The organism is Kitasatospora sp. RG8, assembly GCF_017813315.1.
Taxonomy (GTDB): Bacteria; Actinomycetota; Actinomycetes; order Streptomycetales; family Streptomycetaceae; genus Kitasatospora.
This window is the reverse complement of record NZ_JAGIYX010000001.1, coordinates 569,314-591,163: the sequence shown is the minus strand read 5'-3', so window position 1 is coordinate 591,163 and position 21,850 is coordinate 569,314. Positions and strand designations below refer to the sequence as shown.

Here is a 21,850-nt window from a genome sequence, read left to right as displayed (position 1 = left end):
GATGTTCGACGGACTGGACGTGGCGCGGGCGCCGGGGGACGGGCCGGTGGCGTTCGGGGGCGGGCTCGCGGCGGACGTGCTGCTGGCCGCGTACCGGCGCGGGCTGTTCCCGATGCCCGCCGCCGACGACTACGCGAGCGCCTTCAACGAGGCCCGGTTCGAGGAGGCAGTGGCCTCGGGCACGGTGGCGCTGCTCCCGGGGGCCGCCGCCGTCGACGACGACCCCTACGCCCTGGCCTGGTGGTCCCCGGACCCTCGCCCGGTGATCGCGCCGGGCGGAGTGCGCATCGGGAGCCGGCTCGCCCGGCGGCTGCGCAACGGCCTGCCGTGGTGGACCAGCGCCGACCGGGCCTTCCCAAGAGTCCTCGCCGCCTGCGCCGAGGGCCGCCAACCGCCCTGGCTCACCGAGGGGTTACGCACCATTCTGCTCCAGCTGCACGACCGCGGCGCGGCGCACAGCGCCGAGGTCTGGGACGGCGAGGAGCTGATCGGCGGGGTCTTCGGGGTCACCGCGGGACCCGTCCTCAGCCTCGACTCGATGTTCCACCGCCGGTCCGACGCCGCCCGCGTCGCCGTCGCCGACCTCGCCGCCCGCTTCGCCGACGCGGGCGGCCGCCTCCTCGACGCCCAGTGGGACACCCCGCACGTCCGCACCCTCGGCGCCGTCCCCACTTCCCGCGCCGACTACCTCGCCGCACTCGCCGCCCCGGCCGACCTGCGGCCGCTGGCCCCGGACGCCCTCCCGGTCTCCCGCCTGGGGCGGCGCTGACCCCCGGCGCTCACCCCGTCCGGCCTCGGCTGGTCCCGGCCGCTCACCCCGCCCCGCGCCGCCCCGCGAGCAGGGCGTGCAGCCTGGCCAGCTCCTGCTCCACGTCGACGTTGTGGCGCCACCCGGTACTCGTGCGGAAGTGCCAGTCTCTCAGTGCTCATGGAACCCGCCCCCTGTGCGCAGAGGCCTTTCCCGTCCGTTGAGTTCGGAAGTCCAGGGCCGTGCGCCGGGGGGTGGACAGGGGTCGTACGGGGGCGGCGGGCCTGCCCGGCCGGTTTGCCCGGAGCTCCGCCCGGGAACGTGGGCGGGCATGGTTTCCGTGGTGGTGGCGCCCTGGGGCGGCGAGCCCGTCCTCGTCCGGGCCGGCGACGAACTGCACGACGCGGCGAGCACGATGAAGGTGGCCGTGCTGGCGGCGCTGTACCGGAGCGGGGCGGATCTCGACGCCGAGGTGCCGGTGGTCAACCGGTTCGAGTCGGTGGCGGGCGGGGAGTTCGCCAACGACCCCGGCTGGGACAGCGACCCGCAGCCCTGGGCGCTGCTCGGCGGCACGGCCCCGCTGCGCACCCTCGCCGAGCGGATGATCACGCACTCCTCCAACCTCGCGACCAACCTCTGCCTCGCGCGGGCCGGGCACGAGGCGGTGGCCGACGTCTGGCGGCGGGCGGGCGCGACCGGCAGCGCCAGCCCGCGCGGGATCGAGGACTACGCGGCGCGCGACGCGGGCGTGCACAACCGGGTGAGCGCCCGCGACCTGGTCCGCCTCCTCCAGTCCCTCGCGGACGAGCCGGAGTTGCTGGCCCTGCTGGAGCGCAACGCCTTCCGGGTGGACCTGGCGGCGGGGCTGCCGCCGGGCACCCGGATCGCCTTCAAGAACGGCTGGGTCCCCGGGGCGCGGCACAGCGTCGGCCTGGTGAGCCCCGAGGACTGCCCGCCGTACCTGCTGGCGGTCTGCTACACCGGCCCGCTGGCCTCGGGCGAGGACGAGGCGGACCCGGCGGCCCGGCTGCTGGCAAGGGTCTCGGCGGCGGTCTGGGAGCGCCGTCACGACATCGCGACCGCCTCCGGCCCGTCCGGCGCGGCCTCGTCGAGCTGATGCGGACGAATCCGGGGTGGCCGGGGAGTTCGTGTCCGGGGAGTTCGAAGGAGCGGCCGTCCAGGGCGGGCAGGCGAGGAGGCGGTCGGCCACGGTGACGTCGCCGTGCAGGTTGAGGTGGAGTTCGGTGAGCGGTTCGCGCCGGCCGCGACGACATCCCGTACCCCTCGAGCCGGCCGCGCTACCTGTCGGACGGTCGTCCATCCCGTCCGCGGCCCTGCGCGGGCAGAACCCCGCGCAGGGCCGTCGGAGTGACGGCGGTGCGGCGGTGCGGCGTCAGTACGGCTGGACCAGGACGTGCGCGGCGCCCGGGATGCCGACCTTCAGCAGCTCGTCCTCCTCCGGGGTGGTCGGGGTGCCGGTCTCCTGCTTGAGGACGGCGCGGGACAGCGCCTGCACCCACATCGCACGCGGCCGGCGGCGCTCCTCCCAGGCGGCCAGCGCGGTGGCGACGTCCTCGGCGTCGTCCAGCGACTGCGCGAGGACGAGCGCGTCCTCGACCGCCATCGCCGCGCCCTGGGCCAGGTGCGGGGTGGAGGCGTGCGCGGCGTCGCCGGCCAGCACCACCCGGCCGACGTGCCAGGGCTCCTCCACCGTGACCTGGGAGATCCGTGAGTAGACCACCGCGGACGGGTCGGCGACCTGCGCCAGCGCCTCGGCGATGGGGCCGCCGAAGCCGCCGAGCCGCTCGGCGAGCTGCTCGTGGGCGTGCTCCCGGTCCGGGCGGAAGTCCTCGGCCTCGGCGAACACCGAGCCCAGGTACATGAGTTCGTCGGTGATCGGGGTGAGCAGCGCCTTGGCCCTGAGGTTGCCGGCGGACATCACCACGCCCTGCACCTCGGGCAGGCGCGGCAGCGTGACCCGCCAGTTGGCGAAGCCGGTGTACTCGGGCGCGTACGTGTCGCCGTACAGCCGCCGGCGAAGCGGTGAGCCGATGCCGTCGAAGCCGACCACCAGGTCGTAGCGGCCGCTGTGACCGTCGGAGAGGGTGACGTCCACGCCCTCGCCGTCGTCGTCGAGTCCGGTGATCGTGGCGGAGAAGCGGAGCGACGCGCCGGCCTCGGTGGCGGCGGCGGAGAGCACCCCGGCCAGGGCGGGCCGCGGGATGCCGTTGTTGGAGGGTGCGTCGCCCATCCGGGGCTGCGGGATCCTCGCGAGGGTGGCGCCGCCCGGGTCGCAGATGGTCAGCACCTCCCACTCGAAGCCGGCGGCCAGGCAGGCGTCCAGCACGCCGATCTCGCGCATCACGTGGAGGGCGTTGGACGGCTGGATGATGCCGACGCCGAGCGCCTCCAGCCCGTCGCGCAGCTCGGCGACGTCGACCTGGTGGCCCCGCCGGGCGAGGGCGGTGGCCAGGGTCAGGCCGCCGATCCCGCCGCCGTGGACCAGGACGCGCAGGGGTGGGGTCATGACGGATCTCCAAACAGGGGGAGTGGGAGGGCGGGGCTCAGCCGACGGGCGCGGGCGGGACGGCGGCGAGGTCCATCAGGTGGTCGACGAGGGCCAGCAGGAGGTCCCGTCCGTAGAAGCGGTCGCGCACGTCGCCGAGGAGCATCGGCACCTGCGGGTCGAGGTCCAGGGCGGCCCGGATCTCGTCCGGCGTGCGGGTGTTCCGGCCGTGGAAGCAGTTGATCGCGACCACGAACGGGATGCCCCGGCTCTCGAAGAAGTCGATCGAGGCGAAGCTGGTCTCCAGCCGGCGGGTGTCGGCGACGACGATCCCGCCGAGCGCGCCGTTCACCAGGTCGTTCCACATGAACCAGAAGCGTTCCTGGCCGGGCGTGCCGAACAGGTAGACCACCAGCTCGGGGCTGACGGTGATCCGGCCGAAGTCCAGGGCGACGGTGGTGGTGTCCTTGCTGTCGACGCCGGCGAGGTCGTCCACGCCGACGCTGGCGCGGGTGAGGTACTCCTCGGTGCGCAGCGGCGCGATCTCGCTGACCGAGCCGACCAGCGTGGTCTTGCCGACGCCGAAGCCGCCCGCGATGAGGATCTTCACGGCGGCGGGGGCGTCGGCCGCGCCGGTGGTGCCGGCCCTGTCGGCGGTGCCGGCGGTGCCGGGGGCGGAGGGGGGAAGGGGTGCGGTCGGTGCCATGGTTCAGAGTCTCCGGAGTCCTTCGCGTACGGCCGTGAGCAGACCGAGGTCCGCGCCCCCGCCGGCCCGGGCCACCGAGAGCGGGGCGCGGGCCAGCAGCAGGCCCTGGGAGACCAGGTCGCCCAGGAGGATCTTGGTGACCGAGACCGGCAGGTCCAGCGCGGCCGCCACCTCGGCGACGGCGGCCGGGCGCCGGCAGCGGTCCAGGATCGTCCGGTGCTCGGGCTGGAGCCCGCGCGAGCCGGCACGGGAGCCCCGGGCCAGGGCCGTGCGGGCCTCGTCCTCGACGGTGGTGAGCACCGTGATCAGGGTGAGGTCGTCGCGCTCGGGCGCGGTGCGGCCCCGGGTGATGGTGTACGGGCGCACCATCGAGTCCGAGCCGTCCTCCTCGTCCTCGTCGGGCAGCTCGCTCCAGTGCGGGGTCACCGGGGCATCAACCCCGGTTCCTGGCCGCGAAGGCGTCGAACTCGCTGCGGACCGGGGTGGTCAGCTTCTGGCCGACCTGTTGCACCAGGGTGTGCATGGCCACCGACATCACCTCGGCGTCCACCTCCTGGGAGGCGACCACGGCCAGGTGGGTGCCCTGGGCGGCGGCGATGATGAACAGCCAGACCTCGGACAGCTCGACGATGACCTGGTGCACCGGGCCGCCGTCGAAGAGCTGGCCGACGCCGCGGGCCAGGCTCTGCTGGCCGGTGGCGACGGCGGCCAGGCGTTCGGCGTCGGCGCGCTCGATGGAGCGGGAGTGACTGACGACCAGGCCGTCGTCGGAGAGCAGGACGGCGTTCCTGGTCCCGGGCACCGAGTCGACGAGTCCGTCGAGCAGCCAGTCCAGGTCCTGGTGGGTGGCGATCGTACGGTTCATGACTGCTCATCCGTCCTTGTGGTTCGGGGGTCCGCGGCGGGGGGTGCCCAGGGGGAGGGGGCGGGCGCGGGGGTCGGGGGGCCGGCGGGTTCGGCGGGGCCGGTGGGGGGAACCGGGTGGGTTCCGTGGTCGGGGGTCCGGTCCGTGGTCCGGTCGGGGATGACGCCGGGCGTCCGGTCGGGGGTCCGGTCCGTGCTCCGCTCGGGGAGGTGGTGCTCGCCGGAGTCGTGACCGCGGCCGTGGCCGCGCGCCGCGCGGGACTGCCGCTGGAAGGCGCCGATCGCCGCCCCCGAACGCCGTGCCGGGCGCTGGAACGGGCCGGCCGCGCCGGGCTGGCGCCCGGTGGAGGCGTCGCCGGCCGGGGCGGGGCCGTCCGGGCCGGGTGTGTGCCCTGTCCGGGCCGGCGGGAGACGCAGCTCGGCGGCCAGGCTGGCCTGGCGGATCCGCTGCGGCAGCGGCGGCTGCCCGCCGCCGGGCTCGCTGAGCGGCACCGAGGACGTGTACTCGCGCCGTTCCCGCCGCTCGGCGAGCCGGTAGTGGTCGGCCGGCCGGTACTGCTCGTCCGCGTACGGGGCCTCGGCGGGGGTCACCTTGGCGTACGCGATGTCCGGGTAGGCGGGGTTGTCGTACCCGGGGGCCGGGGCGGGCCCGGCCGGGGCGGACGCCGGGGTCCCGTCCGCCGGGGTGTCGTACGCGGGACGGTCGCCGTACCCGGCGGCGTACGCCGTGTCGCACGCCGGGCCGTCCGCCGGGGAACCGTGCTCGACCGGCTGCGCGGACTCCGCCGGCTGCTCCAGCGGCTGGACGTACTCGACGTGCGCGAACGCCTCGACCGGCGCCGCCCCCGCGGTCGGCGGGACCAGCAGGATCTCCGGCGGCTCGGCGCCGGCCGGTCCGGGCGCCGCATCGCCGCCGTCCGCCTCCGGGGCGGGCGTCACGGCCGGCACCGTCGTGCGGGGGCGCCGGGTGAGCGGGATCGGCGTGGCCGGGGTCGCGTCCGGAAGGCCCGCGTCGCCGTCGATGACCAGCTCGGCGGGGACGAGCACGACGACCCGTGTCCCGCCGAAGGCCGACGGCCGGAACTCGATCCGCAGGCCGGTGCCGGCGGCCAGCCGGGACACCACGTGGAAGCCGAGGCGGATGTCGTCCACCCGGGCCAGCACGTCCGTCCGGGGCGGACGGCTCATCAGCTCGTTGGCGGCGTCGTACTGGGCCGGGTCCATGCCGAGCCCGCGGTCCTCGATCTCGACCGCCAGCCCGCGGCCGACCATGGCGGCCCGCACCTCGACCGGTGTCGGCGGCTTGGAGAAGTTCGCCGCGTTCTCCATCAGCTCGGCGAGCACGTGCGCGACCGGGCCGACGGCGCGCTCGGACAGCCACGGGTGGCCTTCGACGTCCAGCATGATCCGCCGGTAGTCCTGCACCTCGCCCTGGGCGGAGCGGAGCACGTCCAGCAGCGGGACGGGCTTGCGCCAGCGCCGCTGCGGCTGGCCGCCGGCCAGGATGACGAGGTTCTCCTCGTAGCGGCGCAGGCGGGCGGTGAGGTGGTCGAGGTCGAACAGGCCCTCCAGCACCTCCGGGTCCTCGTGCTTGCGCTCCAGCTCGTCCAGCTTCTTCAGCTGCCGGCCGATCAGCAGCTGGGTGCGGCGGGCGATGCGCTGGAGCAGCCGCTCGAAGCCGCGGTGCTGCTCGGCCTGCCGGACGGCGGTCGCCAGCGCGGACGCGCGGGCCAGGTTGAGCGCCTGGCCGAGGCGGGCCAGTTCGTCGGTGCCGTTGCCGTGGTCGCCCGCGGTGACCGCCCGGGTCTCGGCCTCGACGTCGACCTGCTCGCCCTGGGCGAGGCGCTCGACGACCTCGGGCAGGGTGCGCTCCAGCTCCTGCGCCTGGGTGTGCAGTTCCTCGATCCGGCGGCGCAGCGAGCGGGTCAGCCGCCAGCTGGTGACGATCACCGCGACGACTGCGATCAGGCCGATCACGGTGGTCAGGGCGAAGCTGGTGAGCAGCGAGAGGAACGAGGCCTTGCCGACCTCGACGATGCCGCTGGTCCGGGTCTCGATGACCTTCACCAGCTGCGGGTTGAGCTGGTCGACGGCCTGCCGCCACTGGTCCTGGGCGGCCGGCAGCCTGATGGTGCCGCCGGTGTCCGCGGTGACGGGCCTGGTCAGCGACTGCTCGACGGCGGACTTGGCCTGCCACGCCGGGCTGTTCATCAGGTCCTGCCAGGCCGCGGCCTCGCCGGCCGGGACGTAGGGGACGACCTGGACGGTGAAGAGGTGGTCCTGGGCGCCGATGGCCTGTTGGACCTGCTGGAAGTCGCCGGTGGCGAGCTTCCCGGACGGCCAGCCGCGGGCCAGGATGGCGTCCTCGCGGGCCAGCATCTCCTTGGCCCAGAAGGCGTTCACCAGGGTCTTGGAGATCCAGGTGACCTCGCCGTTGTCCACGTGGCTCAGTGCGGTGAACAGCCGCAGGTCGACGGCGATCAGGTCGGTGTAGTAGCTGAACACGGCCTGCTGGTCGACGGCGCCGCGGTCGACGGCGGACCGCTGCTCGGCCAGTCTGCCCAGGGCCTGCCGTGCCTCGGCGACCGCGCTGCGCACCTCGGCGGGTGCGTTGCCGGCGGTCTCGCCGGAGAGCGCCTGGAACTGGCGCACGGCGTCGTCGGTGGCCTGGCGCTGACGGCGCAGTGCCTCGGTGACGCTGCCGGGCCGGGCGAGCGACTCGGCGCTGAGCCGGCGCTCCTCCTGGAGGTTGTAGTAGACGATGTTGGACGGCTGCCCGGCCTTCTGGGCCAGCAGGCCCTGGTCGGCCTGGCGGTTGAAGTCCGCGAAGGTCTGGCCGCTGGTGACCGCCCAGAGGACCGCGAGGGCGACACCGGGGACGACGGCCAGAACGAGCAGTGCCGTCCGCAGGGACAGGCGTGGCCGCCTGCGGGGGGTCTTCGGCGTCGGGGGCCGCCGATTCGCACGCGCGCGCAGAGCTGACTCCTAGGGGAAGGCGGTCGGCCTGGTGGGCCGGACCGTCCGGGCACGGGCCTTTGACGAGGCGATACTAGTCATACCGTGTAATAGGAGTGAAAACCCGTTCGCTCTCTGGACGGGATGCACACACAGCCTTAACACCATGTCATTCGCAGGTTCATGATTGGTGGGCGAAGGACCGTTGTCATACGGGATGACCTGCAATGACGCGTTATCAGGGCAGATGGGCGGTGGTCGGCAGGGCGCCCCGGGGGCGTCCGGGGGGATCGTGTGAGAAGTGTGTGCCGGTGCTGCTCAGCCCGCGAGCAACCGCGCCCGGGTCGATTCCAGTTCGTCCGCCAGCACCTGCCCGGCGCCCTCCGCATCACCCCGGCGGACCGCCTCCACCAGTTCCGCGTGCGCCGCGTAGCCGTGCCCCGGGTCGCCCTTGCGCAGCTCCAGCAGGGCCACCAGCTCGACCAGGCGCTCCCTCAGGACCGGGACGAACTCCGCGAAGAGGTCGGACAGCACGGGGTTGCCGGCGGCCGCCACCACCGCACTGTGCAGCGCGATGTCGGCGTCCACGAAGACCGCGTCCGCCGCCCCGCCGGCCTCCCGGCGTGCGGTCAGCGCCCGGTCCAGCGCGGCCAGGTCGGCCTCGCCGCGCCGGACGGCGGCCAGCCGCGCGGCCTGCACCTCGACCATCGTCCGGACCTCGTACAGGTGCGCCAGCTCCGCCCTGCGCAGCCGTGCCGGCCAGTCCCCGCCCGGCCGGTCCGCCGTCACGAAGACGCCCGCGCCCTGGCGGCTGCGCACCATCCCGGCGCCGGCCAGCGCGCGCAGCGCCTCCCGGACCGTCGACCGGCCGACGCCCAACTCCCGGGCCAGCGCCACCTCGCCCGGCAGTCTGCCGCCGACCGGCCACTGCCCGGCGGCGATCTGCTCCGCGATCCGCCGGGCGGCCTGGTCGACCAGGGGGGAGGGACGGAGGGGGCCGCCGAGCGAGGACATCGCGTTCACCTGACAGGTTGTCTGAGGAGTTGGTCGGCGGCTACCGTACCCGGCATGAAGCCGTGGAGTCTCCTTCTTGGTGGCCGCAGCGGGGTCTGACCGGACCGGCACCCCGCTGCGGGGCGCCGTGCTGCCGGTTCGTCCTCCGGTACCGACCTCGCGAAGGACCTTCACCGTGCGATTTCCCACGCTCCGCACCCCCGCCGGCCCCGTCCCGGCCGCCGCGCCCGCCTGGAACCCGCAGCGCGGCAGCGCCATGCCGCACCACCGCTACCGGCCCGCCCACGAGCGGGTCCACCTGCCTGCCGGAGAGCCGCGGGACTGGCCCTCGCGCCGGATCGAGCAGGCCCCGCTCTGGGTCCCCGTCGACCTGCGCGACGGCAACCAGGCGCTGGCCGAGCCGATGGACCCGGCGCGCAAGCAGCGGATGTTCGACCTCTTCCTGGCCATGGGCTTCAAGGAGATCGAGGTCGGTTACCCCTCCGCCAGCCGCACCGACTTCGACTTCGTCCGCCGGCTGGCCACCACCCCCGGCGCCGTCCCCGAGGACGTCACCGTCGTCGTCTTCACCGCCGCCCGCGAGGACCTGATCGACCGCACCTTCGAATCCGTCGAAGGCCTGCCCAAGGTCGTCGTCCACCTCTACACCGCCACCGCCCCGGCCTGGCGCGACGTCGTCCTCGGCCGCGACCGGGACGAGGTCCGGGCCCTGGTCACCGCCGCCGCCGGGCACATGGCCCGGCGGGCCGGCGACCGCCCCGGCCTGCGCTTCGAGTTCTCGCCCGAGGTGTTCAACCTGACCGAGCCGGACTTCGTCCTGGACGTCTGCAACGGCGTCACCGCGCTCTGGGACGCGAGCCCCGACCGCCCGGTCATCCACAACCTGCCCGCCACCGTCGAGATCGCCACCCCCAACGTCTACGCCGACCAGATCGAGTACATGCACCGCCACCTCGCCCGGCGCGAGGCGGTGATCCTCTCCGTCCACCCGCACAACGACCGCGGCACCGGCGTCGCCTGCGCCGAACTCGCCGTCCTGGCCGGCGCCCAGCGGGTCGAGGGCTGCCTGTTCGGCAACGGCGAGCGGACCGGCAACGTCGACCTGGTGACGCTGGCCCTCAACCTGCACACCCAGGGCGTCGACCCGATGATCGACTTCTCCGACATCGACGAGATCCGCCGGACCGTCGAGCACTGCAACCGCCTCCCCGTCCACGAGCGCCACCCCTACGTCGGGGACCTCGTCCACACCGCCTTCTCCGGCACCCACCAGGACGCCATCAAGAAGGGGTTCGCCCACCACGCCAAGACGGCGGCCGACCTGGGCGTGCCGGCGGCGCAGGCGCCGTGGGCCGTCCCCTACCTGCCGATCGACCCGGCGGACCTGGGGCGCGACTACGAGGCCGTGATCCGGGTGAACAGCCAGTCCGGCAAGGGCGGCATCGCCTACCTGCTGCAGACCGGGCACGGGCTCGAGCTGCCGCGCCGCCTCCAGATCGAGTTCTCCCGGGTGGTGCAGGAGTCGGCCGACGACAGCGGGCGCGAGGTGACCGCCGACGAGCTGTACGCACTGTTCCGCGCCACCTACCTGGACGCCGCGGTGCAGGCCGCGTGGCGCACCGGGGAGGAGGACGGCCGGCACTGGGCGGAGGTCGGCCCGCACCGGGGCGAGGGCAACGGCCCGCTGGACGCCGTCACCGCCGCCCTGCGCGCCGGCGGAACCGCCGTCGACATCCTCGGCTTCACCGAGCACGCCGTCCGCACCGGCCCCGACAGCGACGCCGTCGCGTACGTCGAGGCGCGGGTCGGGGGAGAGGTGGTCTGGGGCGTCGGGCGGGACTCCTCCGTCCTCACCGCCGGCGTACGGGCCGTGCTGAGCGCCGTCGGCCGCGCGACGGCGAACGGGCAGGAGAGGATGCCGGTATGACGCCCGCACTCCCCACCCGGAGCCAGGCCGTGGCCGACGCCCTCGCGGCGGCCGGCCTGCCCGGTGAGATCCGTGTCCTGCCCGACTCCGCCCGCACCGCCGCGGAGGCCGCCGCCGCGCTCGGCTGCGAGGTCGGCGCCATCGCCAACAGCCTGGTCTTCAGCTGCGACGACGCGCCCCTGCTGGTCATGACCAGCGGTGCCCACCGCGTCGACACGGCCCACCTGGCCCGGGAGCTGGGCACCGGCCCGATCACCCGCGCGTCCGCGGCCCAGGTCCGCGAGGCCACCGGCCAGGCCATCGGCGGCGTTGCCCCGGCCGGCCACCCGGCCCCGCTGCGCACCGTCGTGGACACGGCGCTGGCCGGGTACGAGCTGCTCTGGGCCGCGGCCGGACACCCGCACACAGTGGTGCCGATGACGTACGAGGAGCTGCTGAGGCTGACCGGCGGCACGCCGTCGGCGGTGGCGGCGGAGTGAGCGCACGGCGCCCGTCCGGCCGGGTCCGGGCGGGCGCCGCCGCCTGAGGTGCGGGGCCGGTCCCGGGCCGACAGCGGCCGCGGCGGCAGGGCCGATTTCACCTCCGGATCATCCGCTGATAAGTTCTTCCACGTCAGCAGGACGAGATCGCGAAAGTGATCGAGACCCGGGCTGTCAGGCGTCGGTGGTGCAGCGGTAGCACGCCCACTTTCAGTGGGAGGGGTTCGTTCAATTCGGGCCCGGCGCTCCAACTCGTAGGGGCGGAAGTCGTTTTCGACTTCCGCCCCTTTCGGTTTTCCCGGGGCGGTGGCGAGGCCGGTGCGGCGTGTGGCATGTGGCGCGTGGCGTGTGGCGTGTGGCCGTGTGGTGCGGTCCGTGGGGGCGGCCGGCAGCTGGGGGCTACCGGCCGGCGGTCGGGCGGGGGCCCGGTCCCGAGGCCCGGGCCACCGCGAAGAGGAACAGTCCGCAGGCCGTCACGAGCAGCCAGCCGGGACGCGACGCATCGGCGAGTCCGTCGGGGCCGACGCCGGCCACCAGCCCCCCGGCGACGGCGATGCCGACCGCCGAGCCGACCTGGCGCGCGGTCGAGGTGATGGCCCCGGCCACGCCGGCCCGGGACGGCGGCAGGCCGGCGACCGCGGTGTTGGTGATCGGCGCGTTGGCGAAGCCGAAGCCGACCCCGATCAGCAGGTAGGCGAGCAGGAGCAGCAGGACGCTGGTGTCCCGGCCGAGATCCACCAGGCAGAGACCGCCGGCGGCGGTGAACCCGCCCGCCAGGAGGAGCGGACGTCGCGGTCCGAGACGCCCCACCAGGGCACCCGACCAGGGCGCGCACAGGGCGGCCCCGAGCGCCATCGGCAGAGTGGCCGCCCCGGTCGCCAGAGGCGTCCAGCCCCGGGCGTGCTGGAGGTAGAGCGTGTTGAGCAGCAGGCTCGTGTTCAGCGCGACGAACACGGCCACGGCGCCCAGGACGGCCGTGGCGAACGGCGCCCGCCGGAAGAGCCCGAGGTCCATCAGGGGATCGCTGCTGCGCCGCTCGACCCGGGCGAACCCGGCCGCCGCAGCCACGACCAGGGCGTAGCCGGCGAGCGCCAGGGGCGAGGTCCAGCCGATCCGCGGGCCCTCGATGAGGACGGCGACCGCGGCGCACAGAGCAAGGGTGAGGAGCAGCTGGCCGGGCAGGTCGAGCGGCCTGGCCAGCTGCCCGCGCGACTCCGGCACGAACACCGCGACCAGGACGAGGGCCCCGATGACGACCGGTGCGTTGATCCAGAACACCGATCGCCAGCCGAACGCCGCGATCAGCGCCCCGCCGGTGACCGGGCCCGCCGCCATGCTGAGCCCGAAGACCGACGCCCAGACGCCGATCGCCCGGGCCCGCTCCTGCGGATCGGGCATCGCGTTGACCACGATCGCCAGGGCCACCGGGCTCAGCATCGAGGCCCCGACCCCCTGGGCGGCCCGCGCCGCGACGAGGAACCCCAGCGACGGGGCCACCGCGCAGGCGAGCGAGGAGAGGCCGAAGACGACCAGCCCGGTCCGGAACACGCGACGGCGTCCGAAGCGGTCCGCGAGGGCGCCGGAGGCGATCAGGAGACTGGCCAGGACCACGGTGTAGGCGTCCACGACCCACTCCAGGCTGCGGGTGTCCACGCCCAGGCCGCGTCCGATCTCGGGCAGACCGACGTTGACGATCGTGGTGTCCAGGCCCACGAGGAACATGCTCAGCGCGCAGACGGCCAGCACCGTCCACCGCCGGCGGGCGCTCAATGCGGGTTGAGCAGCCAGAATTGCTGTGGTCACGGGCCCACCTTCCGTTCGGCATCGCTTGCGGCCCCATGTTCGGACCGGGGACCGGCGCCGGCCCAGGGTCTTTGCGAAGACTGCAAAATGGTCCCCATGAACCGCATGAACCGCATGGACCGCATGGACTGGGTGAAGCGGAGGACCGGATGAGCCGCGTGGACCGTACGGACCCGGTGGACGCCTCGTACGTGCCGGACGCCTCGCACCCCTCGCACGCCTCGCACGGCCCGGACGACGGGGTCGCGGAGATCCTCGACAGCATCGGGCCGCGGCTGCGGGCCCTGCGGCGCGACCGCGGCCTCACTCTCGAAGCGCTCGCGGAGGAGAGCGGGATCTCCGTGAGCACGCTGTCGCGCCTGGAGTCCGGCAAACGGCGCCCGACACTCGACCTGCTCATCCCGCTCGCGCGGACCCACCGCGTCGCACTGGACCAGCTGGTGGCGGCGCCCGCCACCGGCGATCCGCGCGTCCACCTGAAGCCGCAGCGCAGGAAGCGCGGCAGCGTCCTGGTGCCGCTGACGCAGTACCCCGGCCGCGTCCAGGTCTTCAAGCAGGTGCTCGGGCACCGCGAACCGGAGCTGGTGACCCACGCCGGCTACGAATGGCTCTACGTGCTCGCCGGTGAACTCCGGCTCATCCTCGGCGAGCGCGAGGTCATCCTCCGTCCGGGCGAGGTGGCCGAGTTCGACACCGGCGAACCGCACTGGTTCGGCCCCGCCGGCGCGGACGCGGTGGAGATCCTGCACCTCTTCGGCCCCCACGGCGACCAGGCCGTCGTCCGCACCGGCCCGTCGGCGACGCCGTGATCCCGCGCCGTGACGGGCCCCATCGACGGGGTCGCAGCCGGGCGGCTGCGACCCCGTCGTCAATGACGTGACGTCAGTTCCACTACCTCCGCGCTTACATGCCGAACGCCGCCGCCCAGCGGGCCGTGCCGGACGGCAGCGGGTCGCCCTCGTTCAGGCTGAGCGCCATCCACGCCTCGTCGGGCACGTCCATGGTGAGCTCCATGCCGTGCGCGGAGGCGCGGACGAAGCCGAACCGCGGGTAGTACGTCGGGTGCCCGAGCAGGAAAACGAAGCGCTCACCCGCCGTGCGGGCGGCATCGAGCGCGGCGAGGACGGTGGCCGAGCCCGCGCCCGAACGCTGGTGGTCCGGGTGCACGGAGACCGGCCCCATGGCGAGAGCGGGGACGTCGCCGATGTACGCCCGGGAGAGGACGACATGGGCGACGGGCGTGCCGGTCGGGTCGGCGGCCTGCGTGGCGACGAAGGAGAGGCCGTCGATCCAGCCCTCGTCGGCGCGCAACGCGGCGAGGAGGTCGGCCTCGTGCGCCCGGCCGAAGGCGGCGAGGGTCAGGGCCTGGACGGTCGGGACGTCCGAGGGGGTCTCGGTGCGGGTGAGCCAGGAAGAGGTCGAGGACATGGTGAACCCTTGGATGAAGGGCCCCGGCGCAACGCGGAAAGTACGGTCAGACCAGGGCCCGGGAGATGAGGACGGGCATCCGGGCGCTGCGCAGCACAGGCGCAGCGGTCATCACCGCGGCCACAATCTCACCTTCCCCGTCTCTCTCGGCATCCTGGTCAAGCACGGACGAGGCGACCGTAGCAGGGCGGGGGCTTCAACGCTCCTGATTTATTCGCCCGGATGCACTGGGGCCGCCCGCCGGGTGGTGGACGGCCGAGGCGGAAGGTGGTGCGTCAGAGGGAGGCGGCGAACTCCACGAACGCCTGCGCCCGGCCGGCTTCCCGTGCGTGCTGCCGGCGGCCACAACGGCAGGTGGGCGGCCACCCACAGGGGTGTGGCCGCCCACCTGCCGTTGGCGGTTCGTCATCCACGGGGAAGCGACTACCTGGGACGCGACCCGCTGTAGAGGTCCATGTAGGACACGTACTGCATCAGCTGCTGCAACGTGTAGAACGTACGGGCGAAGACCCCTTCGCCGACCGTGACGGGCGGGGTGCCGGCGTTGTTCATGACCCGGTACACCCAGTTCGAGAGCGTGTCCCAGTTCCTCTCCAGGTTGACGTTCTCCGTGCCGATCTGGGCGACGCCGTGGTCACGGATGTTGCCGCGGATGTTGTCGAAGATCCGTCCGAAGCGCGCCGCCTCCGAGGTGGCCTGGATCATCATGACGAGGGAGTCCGCCAGGACGGCGCGCCCGCTGCCGCTGTTCTGGAGCGCGGCGATCTGACGCACCTGCTGCAGGGCGTTGTCGAGCCGCGGCCCGTTGATCTGCTGGTTCTGCCGGGTGCCGCCGCCGGGCAGGCCGTTGTAGTTGCTGGTCCAGGGGAGGGTGCTCGCCTGGACGCCCAGCACCCGGTTGAAGCGCTCCCTCTGCGCGTCACCGTCGTTGAAGACCCAGTGCGTTCCCCCGACCTGGTAGAAGCCGGCCACGTAGAGGTTGTGCGGCCAGAAGTAGATCGCCCCGAGGTAGGCGCCGCCCCGGTTCAGGCTGATCTGGATGAGCTGGTCGTTGTCCGCCACGACGGTCTCGTCCAGGTCGGTCCTGAACCAGTCGTGGCTGCTGAGCGAGTGGAGCTGGGAGATCACGTCCCAATACCGCTGGTGCGCCGACGCACCGCCGCCGTTCAGGTCGCTGATGTCCCAGTTGATGGTGCTGAGGCGGTTGTTGGTGTCGGCGTGCGCCGAAGGCGGCGTCATACCCATGAGCCCGACCGCCAGGGCCAGGGCCACCAGTGCGCCGACCAATTGTCGGCGCACCCGTACCAGTGCGCCGGATCCGTTCATTGTGAGCATGCGGGAGTTCCTCAATGGTGAAAAGACGGGTCGTCAGCGCGCCGGCCCGGCCACTGGTTTCCGCACATGGCGAGCATCCATGACGCGCTGTCGGCACGCTAATCCGCCGCACGATCCACTGATGTGCCGCCGGGGCCACGGCTCTTGATCTGCAGCGCACTCCCCGCCCTGCCATCGCCGACCGGCCTGCCCGGTCCCACCACCGTGCAGGAAGTCGGCCGGGCGGGAAGGTGCGTATGCTGCTCGAAATCCGGTCCTGTCCTTCGGTCGGGAGGATCGCCGGCACCAACTGTGAGGCAGGGGTGGGAAACATGGTGGGACTGGTCCTGGTCGGCATCCTGGCGGCGGTCATCGGCGGCTGCGTCTGCGTGGTCTGGGCGGACCGCGGCGGGCCCCGCTGGGCGCGTGTGGTGGCCCGGCTGACCGTCGGCGCGGGCAGGATGCTGCGGCGCTACCAGAAGCAGGAGAGCCGCAGCGTCGGCCGGTCCTCGGACGACGGCTTGTAGGCCCACTGTCCTTGGGTCCACTGTCCTTGGGTCCACGGCTCGCAGGTCACGGCTCGCAGGTCCGCAGCTCGGGGTCGCACCCTGCTCCTCAGTCCTCCCTCCCGCCCCGTTCGGCAGCCGTGAGCAGCACCTCGGCGGCCTCGGTGCGGGTGTACAGCACGTACCGGCCGGCGCGGTGGGCGTCGACCAGGCCGGCGGCGCGCAGGGCGGTCAGGTGCTGGGAGACGCCGCCCGGGGTGATGCCGGTGCGCCGGGCCAGGTCGGTGGTGGAGGCCGGGAGGTCGAGCTCGGCGAGCAGGTGCGCCCTGGTCCGGCCGAGCACCGCGGCGAGGGGCCGGGCCACCGCCGTGCGCCGTTCCCACAGGGTGGCGATGCCGCGCGGCGGGTACCGCAGGGTGGGCTGCCAGGCGGGGGCGGTGACGGAGAAGACGCGGGGCCAGGCGAACACCGACGGCACGAGCAGCAGGCCGTGCCCGCCGAGCCGGAGGGAGCCGCCGGGGGAGCGGTGCCGGATGCGCAGCGTTTCGCTGTCCCAGGCGACGGCCGGGTCGAGGTCGTTGAGCAGCCGGTCGGCGCCGCCCTCCGCCAGCAGCCTGGCCCGGTGGAGTACGTCGCCCTCCAGCAGTGAGCGCACCCGCGGCCAGTACGGCGCGAGCGCGATCTCCCAGAAGGCCTCGACGATTTCGGCGAGCTCCGCCAGGCCGCCGTGCGGGTCGGCGAGCAGTGCGTCGATCCGCGCGGACCGTGGCGCCCGCTTCCCGCCGAGGCCGGCGCGGACCCGTTCCGCCGGGGTCGCCCGGAGCGCGGCCAGCTCGACCGTCAGGTCGGACAGCGGAGTCGTCGGCGGGGGAGCGATGAAGATCGGGATCGCCCGGGGCGGGTCGGGGACGAGGTCGGCGAGCAGGCCCCAGTCCAGCCCGGCGGCGGCCAGTCGCGGGCGTACCTGGTCGCTCCACGGCCGGTACAGAGGGTGCGCGTCCGGGTTCCTGAGGATCCGGACGCTCGCCACGACCTCCCAGAGCGGGGACAGGGCGAACCTGGTCCGCGCCAGGTCGCGGGCGGTGAACTCCAACTCCAGCACGGCGCATCCCCGTCGCTCGCTCGGCCTCTTGCTTTTAGCTCAGCCTAAATTCATGGTCCGGGTCCGGGCACGGGGCGAGGCTCGCCGCATGACCACGACTCACCCCGGCACGACTCACCCCGGCACGACTCACCCCGTCACGACTCACCCCGGTGCGACCCGGCCGCCCGCGTCCCGGCCCGCGACCAGCCGTCCGCTTCTCCGCGATCCCGACTTCCGACTGCTGCTCGGCGCGACGGGGGTGAGCAGACTCGGCAGCGCGGTCGGCCAGCTCGCGCTCCCGCTGGTCGCCGTGCTGGCGCTGGACAGCTCGGCGGGGCAGGTCGGTCTGCTGTCGACGATGGGCACCCTGGCGTTCGTGCTGATCGGTCTGCCCGCCGGGGCCTGGGTCGACCGGCTGCGCAAGCGGCCCGTGATGGTGGCCGCCGACCTCGTCCGGGTGGTGCTGCTCGCCTCGGTGCCGGTCGCCTGGGCGTTCGGTGCACTCACCATCCAGCAGCTCTGCCTGGTCGCCCTGCTGACGGGTGCGGCCACCGTCTTCTTCGACGTCGCCGCGCTGAGTCATCTGCCGGACCTCGTCGGCCGGGACCACCTCGCCCGGGCCAACGCGTACCTGGTGACGGTCGACGCCGCGACCCAGGTCGGGGGCCGGGGCGCGGGCGGCTTCCTGGTGGCACTGGTCTCCGCGCCCCTCGCGCTCGCCGTCGACGCCGTCAGCTACCTCTGGTCGGCGGTCTGCCTGCTGCGCCTCCGCCGGCCGGAGCCGCAGCCTCAGCCGGCGCCCGAGGCGGCGGACCGCCGGCGGCTGGCCCGGGAGATCCGGGAGGGCCTGCGCTTCGTCTTCGGCCACCCCTCGCTGCGGGCCGTCGCCCTGGCGGGTGGCTGCACCAACCTGTCCATCCAGCTCTGCCAGACCGTGCTCCCCGTCCTGTTCGTCCGTGAGCTCCGGCTCCCCGACGCCGCGATCGGCCTGTTCTTCGCCGTCGGCGGGATCGGTGTCTTCCTCGGCTCGCTGTCGGCCCGCCACCTGGCCCGCCGTCTCGGCGCCGGGCGGGTGCTCTGGTCGATGGGTCTGGCGGTCGCACCGCTCGGTGTGGCGGTGGCGCTGGTCGACCGGGGCCCGGCGCTCTGGCTCGCCGGCGGCGGCTGGCTGGCCACCACCTTCAAGGTCGGCATCGACAACGTCCTCAAGGTCAGCTATCGCCAGAGCGTCACCCCCGACCGGATGCTCGGCCGGATGAACGCCACGATGCGCTTCGTCCTCACCGGCTCCCTCGCGGCCGGGGCGGCACTGGCCGGCCTGCTCGGCGAGCTGTTCTCCACCCGTGCCGCCCTCTGGGCGGGCGCCGTGGGCCTCGCCCTCGTGTGGGTGCCGGTCTACTTCTCGCCCCTGCGGACGCTTCGCGAACTGCCGGGCCTCTGAGCCGCCGACGTCCGTGCCGGCGGCCCGCGTGCCGCCCTGCGGTTCTGCCGCCCTGTCGTCCTGCGGCCCTGTCGTCCTGCCGCTCTGCACGGGAAGTCGGCCGGTCCGACTTCCCGTGCAGAGCGGGTGCCGAGGGTGCCCGCCCGGCGGTGTGCGTAGGCTGCCGGCATGCCCGGTCTGCTGCCCTCCGTTCCCCGCCTTGCGGGGCCGTTCGTGTCCGCCGCTCCCGATGTCCCCACCCCGTTGGGCGTGCTGGAGTTCGGCGCGGTCGTCGACCGCCGGCCGGTGCCGCGGCAGCCGACCCGCGCCCATCGGCTGCCCGGCGGCGCCCTGATCCACCGCTGGGAGTGCGAGTCCGTCGAACTGGAGCTGCTGCTCTGCCCGTTCGAGGCGTCCGCCACCGACTTCACCGTCCCGGTCGACGCCTGCTGGGGCGCCGTCTGGCAGGTGTACGCGCGCACCGCGCTGCGCCGCGTCGAGCTCTCGGCGGCCTTCCGCGCGGTGCCGGCGGACGTGGAGAGCGGCTACGACGGCACGCAGGCCGTGGCCGCCGTCAGTCTGGGGAACGCCGGTACCGTCCTCACCCTGAGCGGCTCCGACGAGGAGGACATCTGTGCCCGCGCGGAGGCCGGCGACTCCGTGCCCCGCCGCTGGGCCGCCCACCTCGACGACGTCTACCGCCGCTCGCCCAGCCTCACCTGGGGCGTCGAGTACGTGGACGGCTACCGCGGCCTGACCTGGACCCTCCCGCCCTTCGAACCGGGCGAGCACGCCGTCCTGCACGCCGCCACGAGCTGGCGCACCCCGCAGCCAGACGACCCCGAGGACGACATGTCCACCTGGTGGGCCGCCATGGTCCAGCCGTCGTACCTCCTGGCCGCGGCGTCGGCCCGGTAGTCGCCCCCGGGCCCGTCCGTGAAACGCGCGCCCGTTACCCGAACCGCCCCACGAACCGGCGCTGCCACGGCGTCTCCACCGCGTGCCGGTCGTAGTGCTCCCGCACGTATGCCACCGCCTCGCCGGCCGGTACCCCGTCCAGGACCGCCAGGCAGGCGAGGGCCGTGCCCGTCCGGCCGCGGCCGCCGGCGCAGGCGAGCTCGACCCGTTCGGCGGTCGACCGCTCCCACGCCTCCCGCAGGGCCGCGGCGGCCTCGGTGCGGTCGGCGGGCAGCCTGAAGTCCGGCCAGCGGAGCCACCTGGTCTCCCAGGGGAAGGCCGCGGGCCGCCGGCCCAACAGGTAGAAGCCGACATCGGGCCCCGGGCCCGGCGGCACCGGCCGGAGCAGGCCGCGCCCCCGCACCAGCCGGCCGGAGGGGAGTCGCATCACTCCGGCGGCGGTCGGATCCCAGGGAGCCCCGGAGGCTCGGTCGACAGAGACGGTCATGGGGCGAGCCTACGACGGGGCGGCAGGCCCCTTCCTCCACGGCCGCACGACTGCGACACTCGCCCCATGGGCGTTCGGGGGGATGCGCCGGAGCAACCGGCCATGGTCGTAAGGCCGTTCGCGGCCAAGCAGGTCACCGCGGTCGCCGCCGCGGTCGCCGCCCTGCTGGTCCTGCTCGCGGGCCGCTACGGATTCCACCGCGACGAGCTGTACTTCCTAACCGCCGGCGAGCACCTGGCCTGGGGCTATGTCGACCAGCCGCCGCTGACCCCGCTGCTCGGACGGGCGTCGACGGCGGTGTTCGGTGACAGCCTGACCGGGCTACGGGTGGTCCCGGCGCTGATCTGCGCGGCGAGCATCGCCCTGATGGCACTGCTGGCACGGGAGCTGGGTGCCGGACGACAAGGTCAGCTGCTCGCCGCCTGCTGCGCGGCCTGCTCGGCGTTCGTCCTCGCCGTCGGTCATCTGCTGAACACCAGCACCTTCGACCTGCTCGCCTGGCTGGCCGTCTGCCTGCCGGCACTGCGCCTGCTGCGGACCGGCGACGGCCGCTGGTGGGTGGCGCTCGGCGCGGCCACCGGGGTCGCGCTGCTCAACAAGGACCTCGTCGTGCTGCTCGCCGTCGCCCTCGTCCCCGCCGTGCTCGCGGTCGGGCCCCGGCACGTGCTGCGGAGTTGGTGGCCGGTGGCCGGACTGGCGGTCGCGCTGGTCGTCGCGCTGCCGAACCTGTGGTGGCAGGCCGCGCACGGCTGGCCCGAGCTGACCGTGGCCGGTGGGATCAGCGACAGGGACGGGGCCGGCAACCGACTGATGTTCGTGCCGATGCAGATCCTCTACCTGTCCCCGGTCCTGGTGCCGGTCTGGGTGGCGGGGTTCCGGCGGCTGCTCCGGGACCGGGCCGTGCACTGGGCCAGGCCCTTCGCCGTCGCCTACCCGGTGATCTGCGTCGCGGTGATCGCCGTCGGAGGCAAGCCGTACTACGCGTTTCCTTTGCTGCTGGTGCTGGTCGCCGCGGGCTGCGAGCCGCTGGCGCAGCGGGTGGCGGCGCGGCCACGCCGTGGCCGGGTGCGGTTCGCGGCGTGGCTGGCGTTCGCGGCCGCGGTGAACGTCGTGATCACCCTGCCGGTGCTGCCGGCTCAGCTGGTCCCGGTGGTGAACGGGATCGACGCGGAGCAGGGTGAGCAGATCGGCTGGCCCGAACTGGCCGAGGCCGCCGCCGGAGGCTGGTCCGCGATTCCGGCCGACCGGCGGGGCCGGGCGGTGATCTTCACCTCGAACTACGGCGAGGCGGGCGCGCTGGCCCGGTACGGCCCGCGCCACGGACTCCCGGCCCCCTACTCCGGGCACATGAGCCTCGCCGACTGGGGCCCGCCGCCGGACACCTCCGACGGCCCGGTCCTGTTGCTCCACCCGGACGGGTCCGCGGGCGTGGAGCGGTACTTCACGGGCTGCCGGGTGGTCGCCCGTGTCGACAACGGCCACGGAGTGGCGAACCAGGAGCAGCACGCCCCCGTCCTGCTGTGCACCGGCACCACCAGGCCGTGGTCCGCCCTCTGGCCGGAGCTGCGGCACTACTCCTAGGGCCGGTCGGGGATCGGCCAAGTCGACCGGGGGAATCGGACACTCCGTCACCCCCGGTCGGTCCTGTCATGGCCAAGTCATTTGTGTGGATGGTGAACTGACGCCCCGAT

The 21,850-nt window shown here is 74.1% G+C and carries 20 protein-coding genes and 1 tRNA gene; 10 read left to right on the top strand and 11 right to left on the bottom strand.

All coding sequences use genetic code 11. The annotated features are described in order from the left end of the window. Position 1 precedes the first annotated feature (1 nt). Both J5Y04_RS02540 and J5Y04_RS02535 read left to right on the top strand, forming a co-directional pair. A complete protein-coding gene (locus tag J5Y04_RS02540) occupies positions 2 to 769 on the top strand; it encodes a leucyl/phenylalanyl-tRNA--protein transferase (RefSeq protein WP_209409748.1) in 768 nt (255 codons plus the stop codon). A gap of 310 nt (positions 770 to 1,079) precedes the next feature. Next, complete coding sequence (locus tag J5Y04_RS02535; protein WP_209409746.1) at positions 1,080 to 1,865, top strand: serine hydrolase; 786 nt, start codon at positions 1,080 to 1,082, stop codon at positions 1,863 to 1,865. Between the two features lie 276 nt (positions 1,866 to 2,141). Here J5Y04_RS02535 and J5Y04_RS02530 read toward each other — a convergent pair whose 3' ends face one another. The 6 genes from J5Y04_RS02530 to J5Y04_RS02505 all read right to left on the bottom strand — a co-directional run bounded on the left by J5Y04_RS02530 (position 2,142) and on the right by J5Y04_RS02505 (position 8,793). After that, positions 2,142 to 3,275: an FAD-dependent monooxygenase gene (locus J5Y04_RS02530; RefSeq protein ID WP_209409744.1), complete on the bottom strand. Its 1,134-nt coding sequence runs from the start codon at positions 3,273 to 3,275 to the stop codon at positions 2,142 to 2,144. Positions 3,276 to 3,312: 37 nt separating this feature from the next. Then, the gene (locus J5Y04_RS02525; protein ID WP_209409742.1) at positions 3,313 to 3,960 is read right to left on the bottom strand and encodes an ATP/GTP-binding protein; all 648 of its coding nucleotides are present in this window, start codon (positions 3,958 to 3,960) and stop codon (positions 3,313 to 3,315) included. Between the two features lie 3 nt (positions 3,961 to 3,963). Beyond that, positions 3,964 to 4,386 carry a DUF742 domain-containing protein gene (locus J5Y04_RS02520; protein WP_374105937.1) on the bottom strand — a complete coding sequence of 141 codons (423 nt, stop codon included), beginning with the start codon at positions 4,384 to 4,386 and terminating at the stop codon, positions 3,964 to 3,966. Between the two features lie 7 nt (positions 4,387 to 4,393). After that, positions 4,394 to 4,825 (bottom strand): roadblock/LC7 domain-containing protein, encoded by a 432-nt coding sequence (locus J5Y04_RS02515; RefSeq protein WP_209409739.1) that lies wholly within the window; start codon positions 4,823 to 4,825, stop codon positions 4,394 to 4,396. Continuing rightward, entirely contained in the window at positions 4,822 to 7,713 is a 2,892-nt protein-coding gene (locus tag J5Y04_RS02510) for a nitrate- and nitrite sensing domain-containing protein (RefSeq protein ID WP_245204174.1), read from the bottom strand. The genes J5Y04_RS02515 and J5Y04_RS02510 overlap by 4 nt, the downstream gene beginning before the upstream one ends. A 384-nt stretch (positions 7,714 to 8,097) precedes the next feature. Further along, positions 8,098 to 8,793: a FadR/GntR family transcriptional regulator gene (locus J5Y04_RS02505; RefSeq protein WP_209410072.1), complete on the bottom strand. Its 696-nt coding sequence runs from the start codon at positions 8,791 to 8,793 to the stop codon at positions 8,098 to 8,100. A 256-nt stretch (positions 8,794 to 9,049) separates the two neighbouring features. Here J5Y04_RS02505 and J5Y04_RS02500 point away from each other — a divergent pair, with 256 nt between their 5' ends. The 3 genes from J5Y04_RS02500 to J5Y04_RS02490 all read left to right on the top strand — a co-directional run bounded on the left by J5Y04_RS02500 (position 9,050) and on the right by J5Y04_RS02490 (position 11,449). Further along, entirely contained in the window at positions 9,050 to 10,720 is a 1,671-nt protein-coding gene (locus J5Y04_RS02500; RefSeq protein WP_245204172.1) for a 2-isopropylmalate synthase, read from the top strand. Further along, the gene (locus J5Y04_RS02495; protein WP_209409737.1) at positions 10,717 to 11,199 is read left to right on the top strand and encodes a YbaK/EbsC family protein; all 483 of its coding nucleotides are present in this window, start codon (positions 10,717 to 10,719) and stop codon (positions 11,197 to 11,199) included. Before J5Y04_RS02500 ends, J5Y04_RS02495 begins: the two co-directional genes overlap by 4 nt. A 178-nt stretch (positions 11,200 to 11,377) precedes the next feature. Then, positions 11,378 to 11,449 (top strand) — tRNA-Glu (locus J5Y04_RS02490). A gap of 149 nt (positions 11,450 to 11,598) precedes the next feature. Here the strand turns inward: J5Y04_RS02490 and J5Y04_RS02485 are convergent. Beyond that, the gene (locus J5Y04_RS02485; protein ID WP_209409735.1) at positions 11,599 to 13,002 is read right to left on the bottom strand and encodes an MFS transporter; all 1,404 of its coding nucleotides are present in this window, start codon (positions 13,000 to 13,002) and stop codon (positions 11,599 to 11,601) included. Between the two features lie 149 nt (positions 13,003 to 13,151). Between J5Y04_RS02485 and J5Y04_RS02480 the strand changes: the two genes are divergently transcribed. Then, positions 13,152 to 13,811 (top strand): helix-turn-helix transcriptional regulator, encoded by a 660-nt coding sequence (locus tag J5Y04_RS02480; RefSeq protein ID WP_209409733.1) that lies wholly within the window; start codon positions 13,152 to 13,154, stop codon positions 13,809 to 13,811. Between the two features lie 94 nt (positions 13,812 to 13,905). On the opposite strand, the gene J5Y04_RS02475 is transcribed toward J5Y04_RS02480, so the two are convergent. Together J5Y04_RS02475 and J5Y04_RS02470 are read right to left on the bottom strand one after the other, a co-directional pair. After that, positions 13,906 to 14,430, bottom strand: a complete 525-nt coding sequence (locus J5Y04_RS02475) for a GNAT family N-acetyltransferase (protein ID WP_209409731.1) — start codon at positions 14,428 to 14,430, stop codon at positions 13,906 to 13,908. Positions 14,431 to 14,853: 423 nt separating this feature from the next. Next, complete coding sequence (locus tag J5Y04_RS02470) at positions 14,854 to 15,765, bottom strand: ribosome-inactivating family protein (RefSeq protein WP_209409728.1); 912 nt, start codon at positions 15,763 to 15,765, stop codon at positions 14,854 to 14,856. A 311-nt stretch (positions 15,766 to 16,076) separates the two neighbouring features. Between J5Y04_RS02470 and J5Y04_RS02465 the strand changes: the two genes are divergently transcribed. After that, the gene (locus J5Y04_RS02465) at positions 16,077 to 16,271 is read left to right on the top strand and encodes a hypothetical protein (protein ID WP_209409726.1); all 195 of its coding nucleotides are present in this window, start codon (positions 16,077 to 16,079) and stop codon (positions 16,269 to 16,271) included. An 88-nt stretch (positions 16,272 to 16,359) separates the two neighbouring features. On the opposite strand, the gene J5Y04_RS02460 is transcribed toward J5Y04_RS02465, so the two are convergent. Next, on the bottom strand, positions 16,360 to 17,352 hold the full coding sequence (locus J5Y04_RS02460; RefSeq protein ID WP_209409724.1) for a DUF5937 family protein: 993 nt from the start codon (positions 17,350 to 17,352) through the stop codon (positions 16,360 to 16,362). A gap of 88 nt (positions 17,353 to 17,440) precedes the next feature. On the opposite strand from J5Y04_RS02460, the gene J5Y04_RS02455 reads away from it, so the two are divergent. After that, a complete protein-coding gene (locus tag J5Y04_RS02455) occupies positions 17,441 to 18,775 on the top strand; it encodes an MFS transporter (protein ID WP_209409722.1) in 1,335 nt (444 codons plus the stop codon). A gap of 168 nt (positions 18,776 to 18,943) precedes the next feature. After that, positions 18,944 to 19,672 carry a hypothetical protein gene (locus J5Y04_RS02450; RefSeq protein WP_209409720.1) on the top strand — a complete coding sequence of 243 codons (729 nt, stop codon included), beginning with the start codon at positions 18,944 to 18,946 and terminating at the stop codon, positions 19,670 to 19,672. A 34-nt stretch (positions 19,673 to 19,706) separates the two neighbouring features. On the opposite strand, the gene J5Y04_RS02445 is transcribed toward J5Y04_RS02450, so the two are convergent. Further along, entirely contained in the window at positions 19,707 to 20,159 is a 453-nt protein-coding gene (locus tag J5Y04_RS02445) for a protein phosphatase (RefSeq protein ID WP_209409718.1), read from the bottom strand. A 66-nt stretch (positions 20,160 to 20,225) separates the two neighbouring features. Here J5Y04_RS02445 and J5Y04_RS02440 point away from each other — a divergent pair, with 66 nt between their 5' ends. Continuing rightward, the gene (locus J5Y04_RS02440; RefSeq protein ID WP_209409716.1) at positions 20,226 to 21,740 is read left to right on the top strand and encodes a glycosyltransferase family 39 protein; all 1,515 of its coding nucleotides are present in this window, start codon (positions 20,226 to 20,228) and stop codon (positions 21,738 to 21,740) included. Positions 21,741 to 21,850 lie beyond the last annotated feature (110 nt).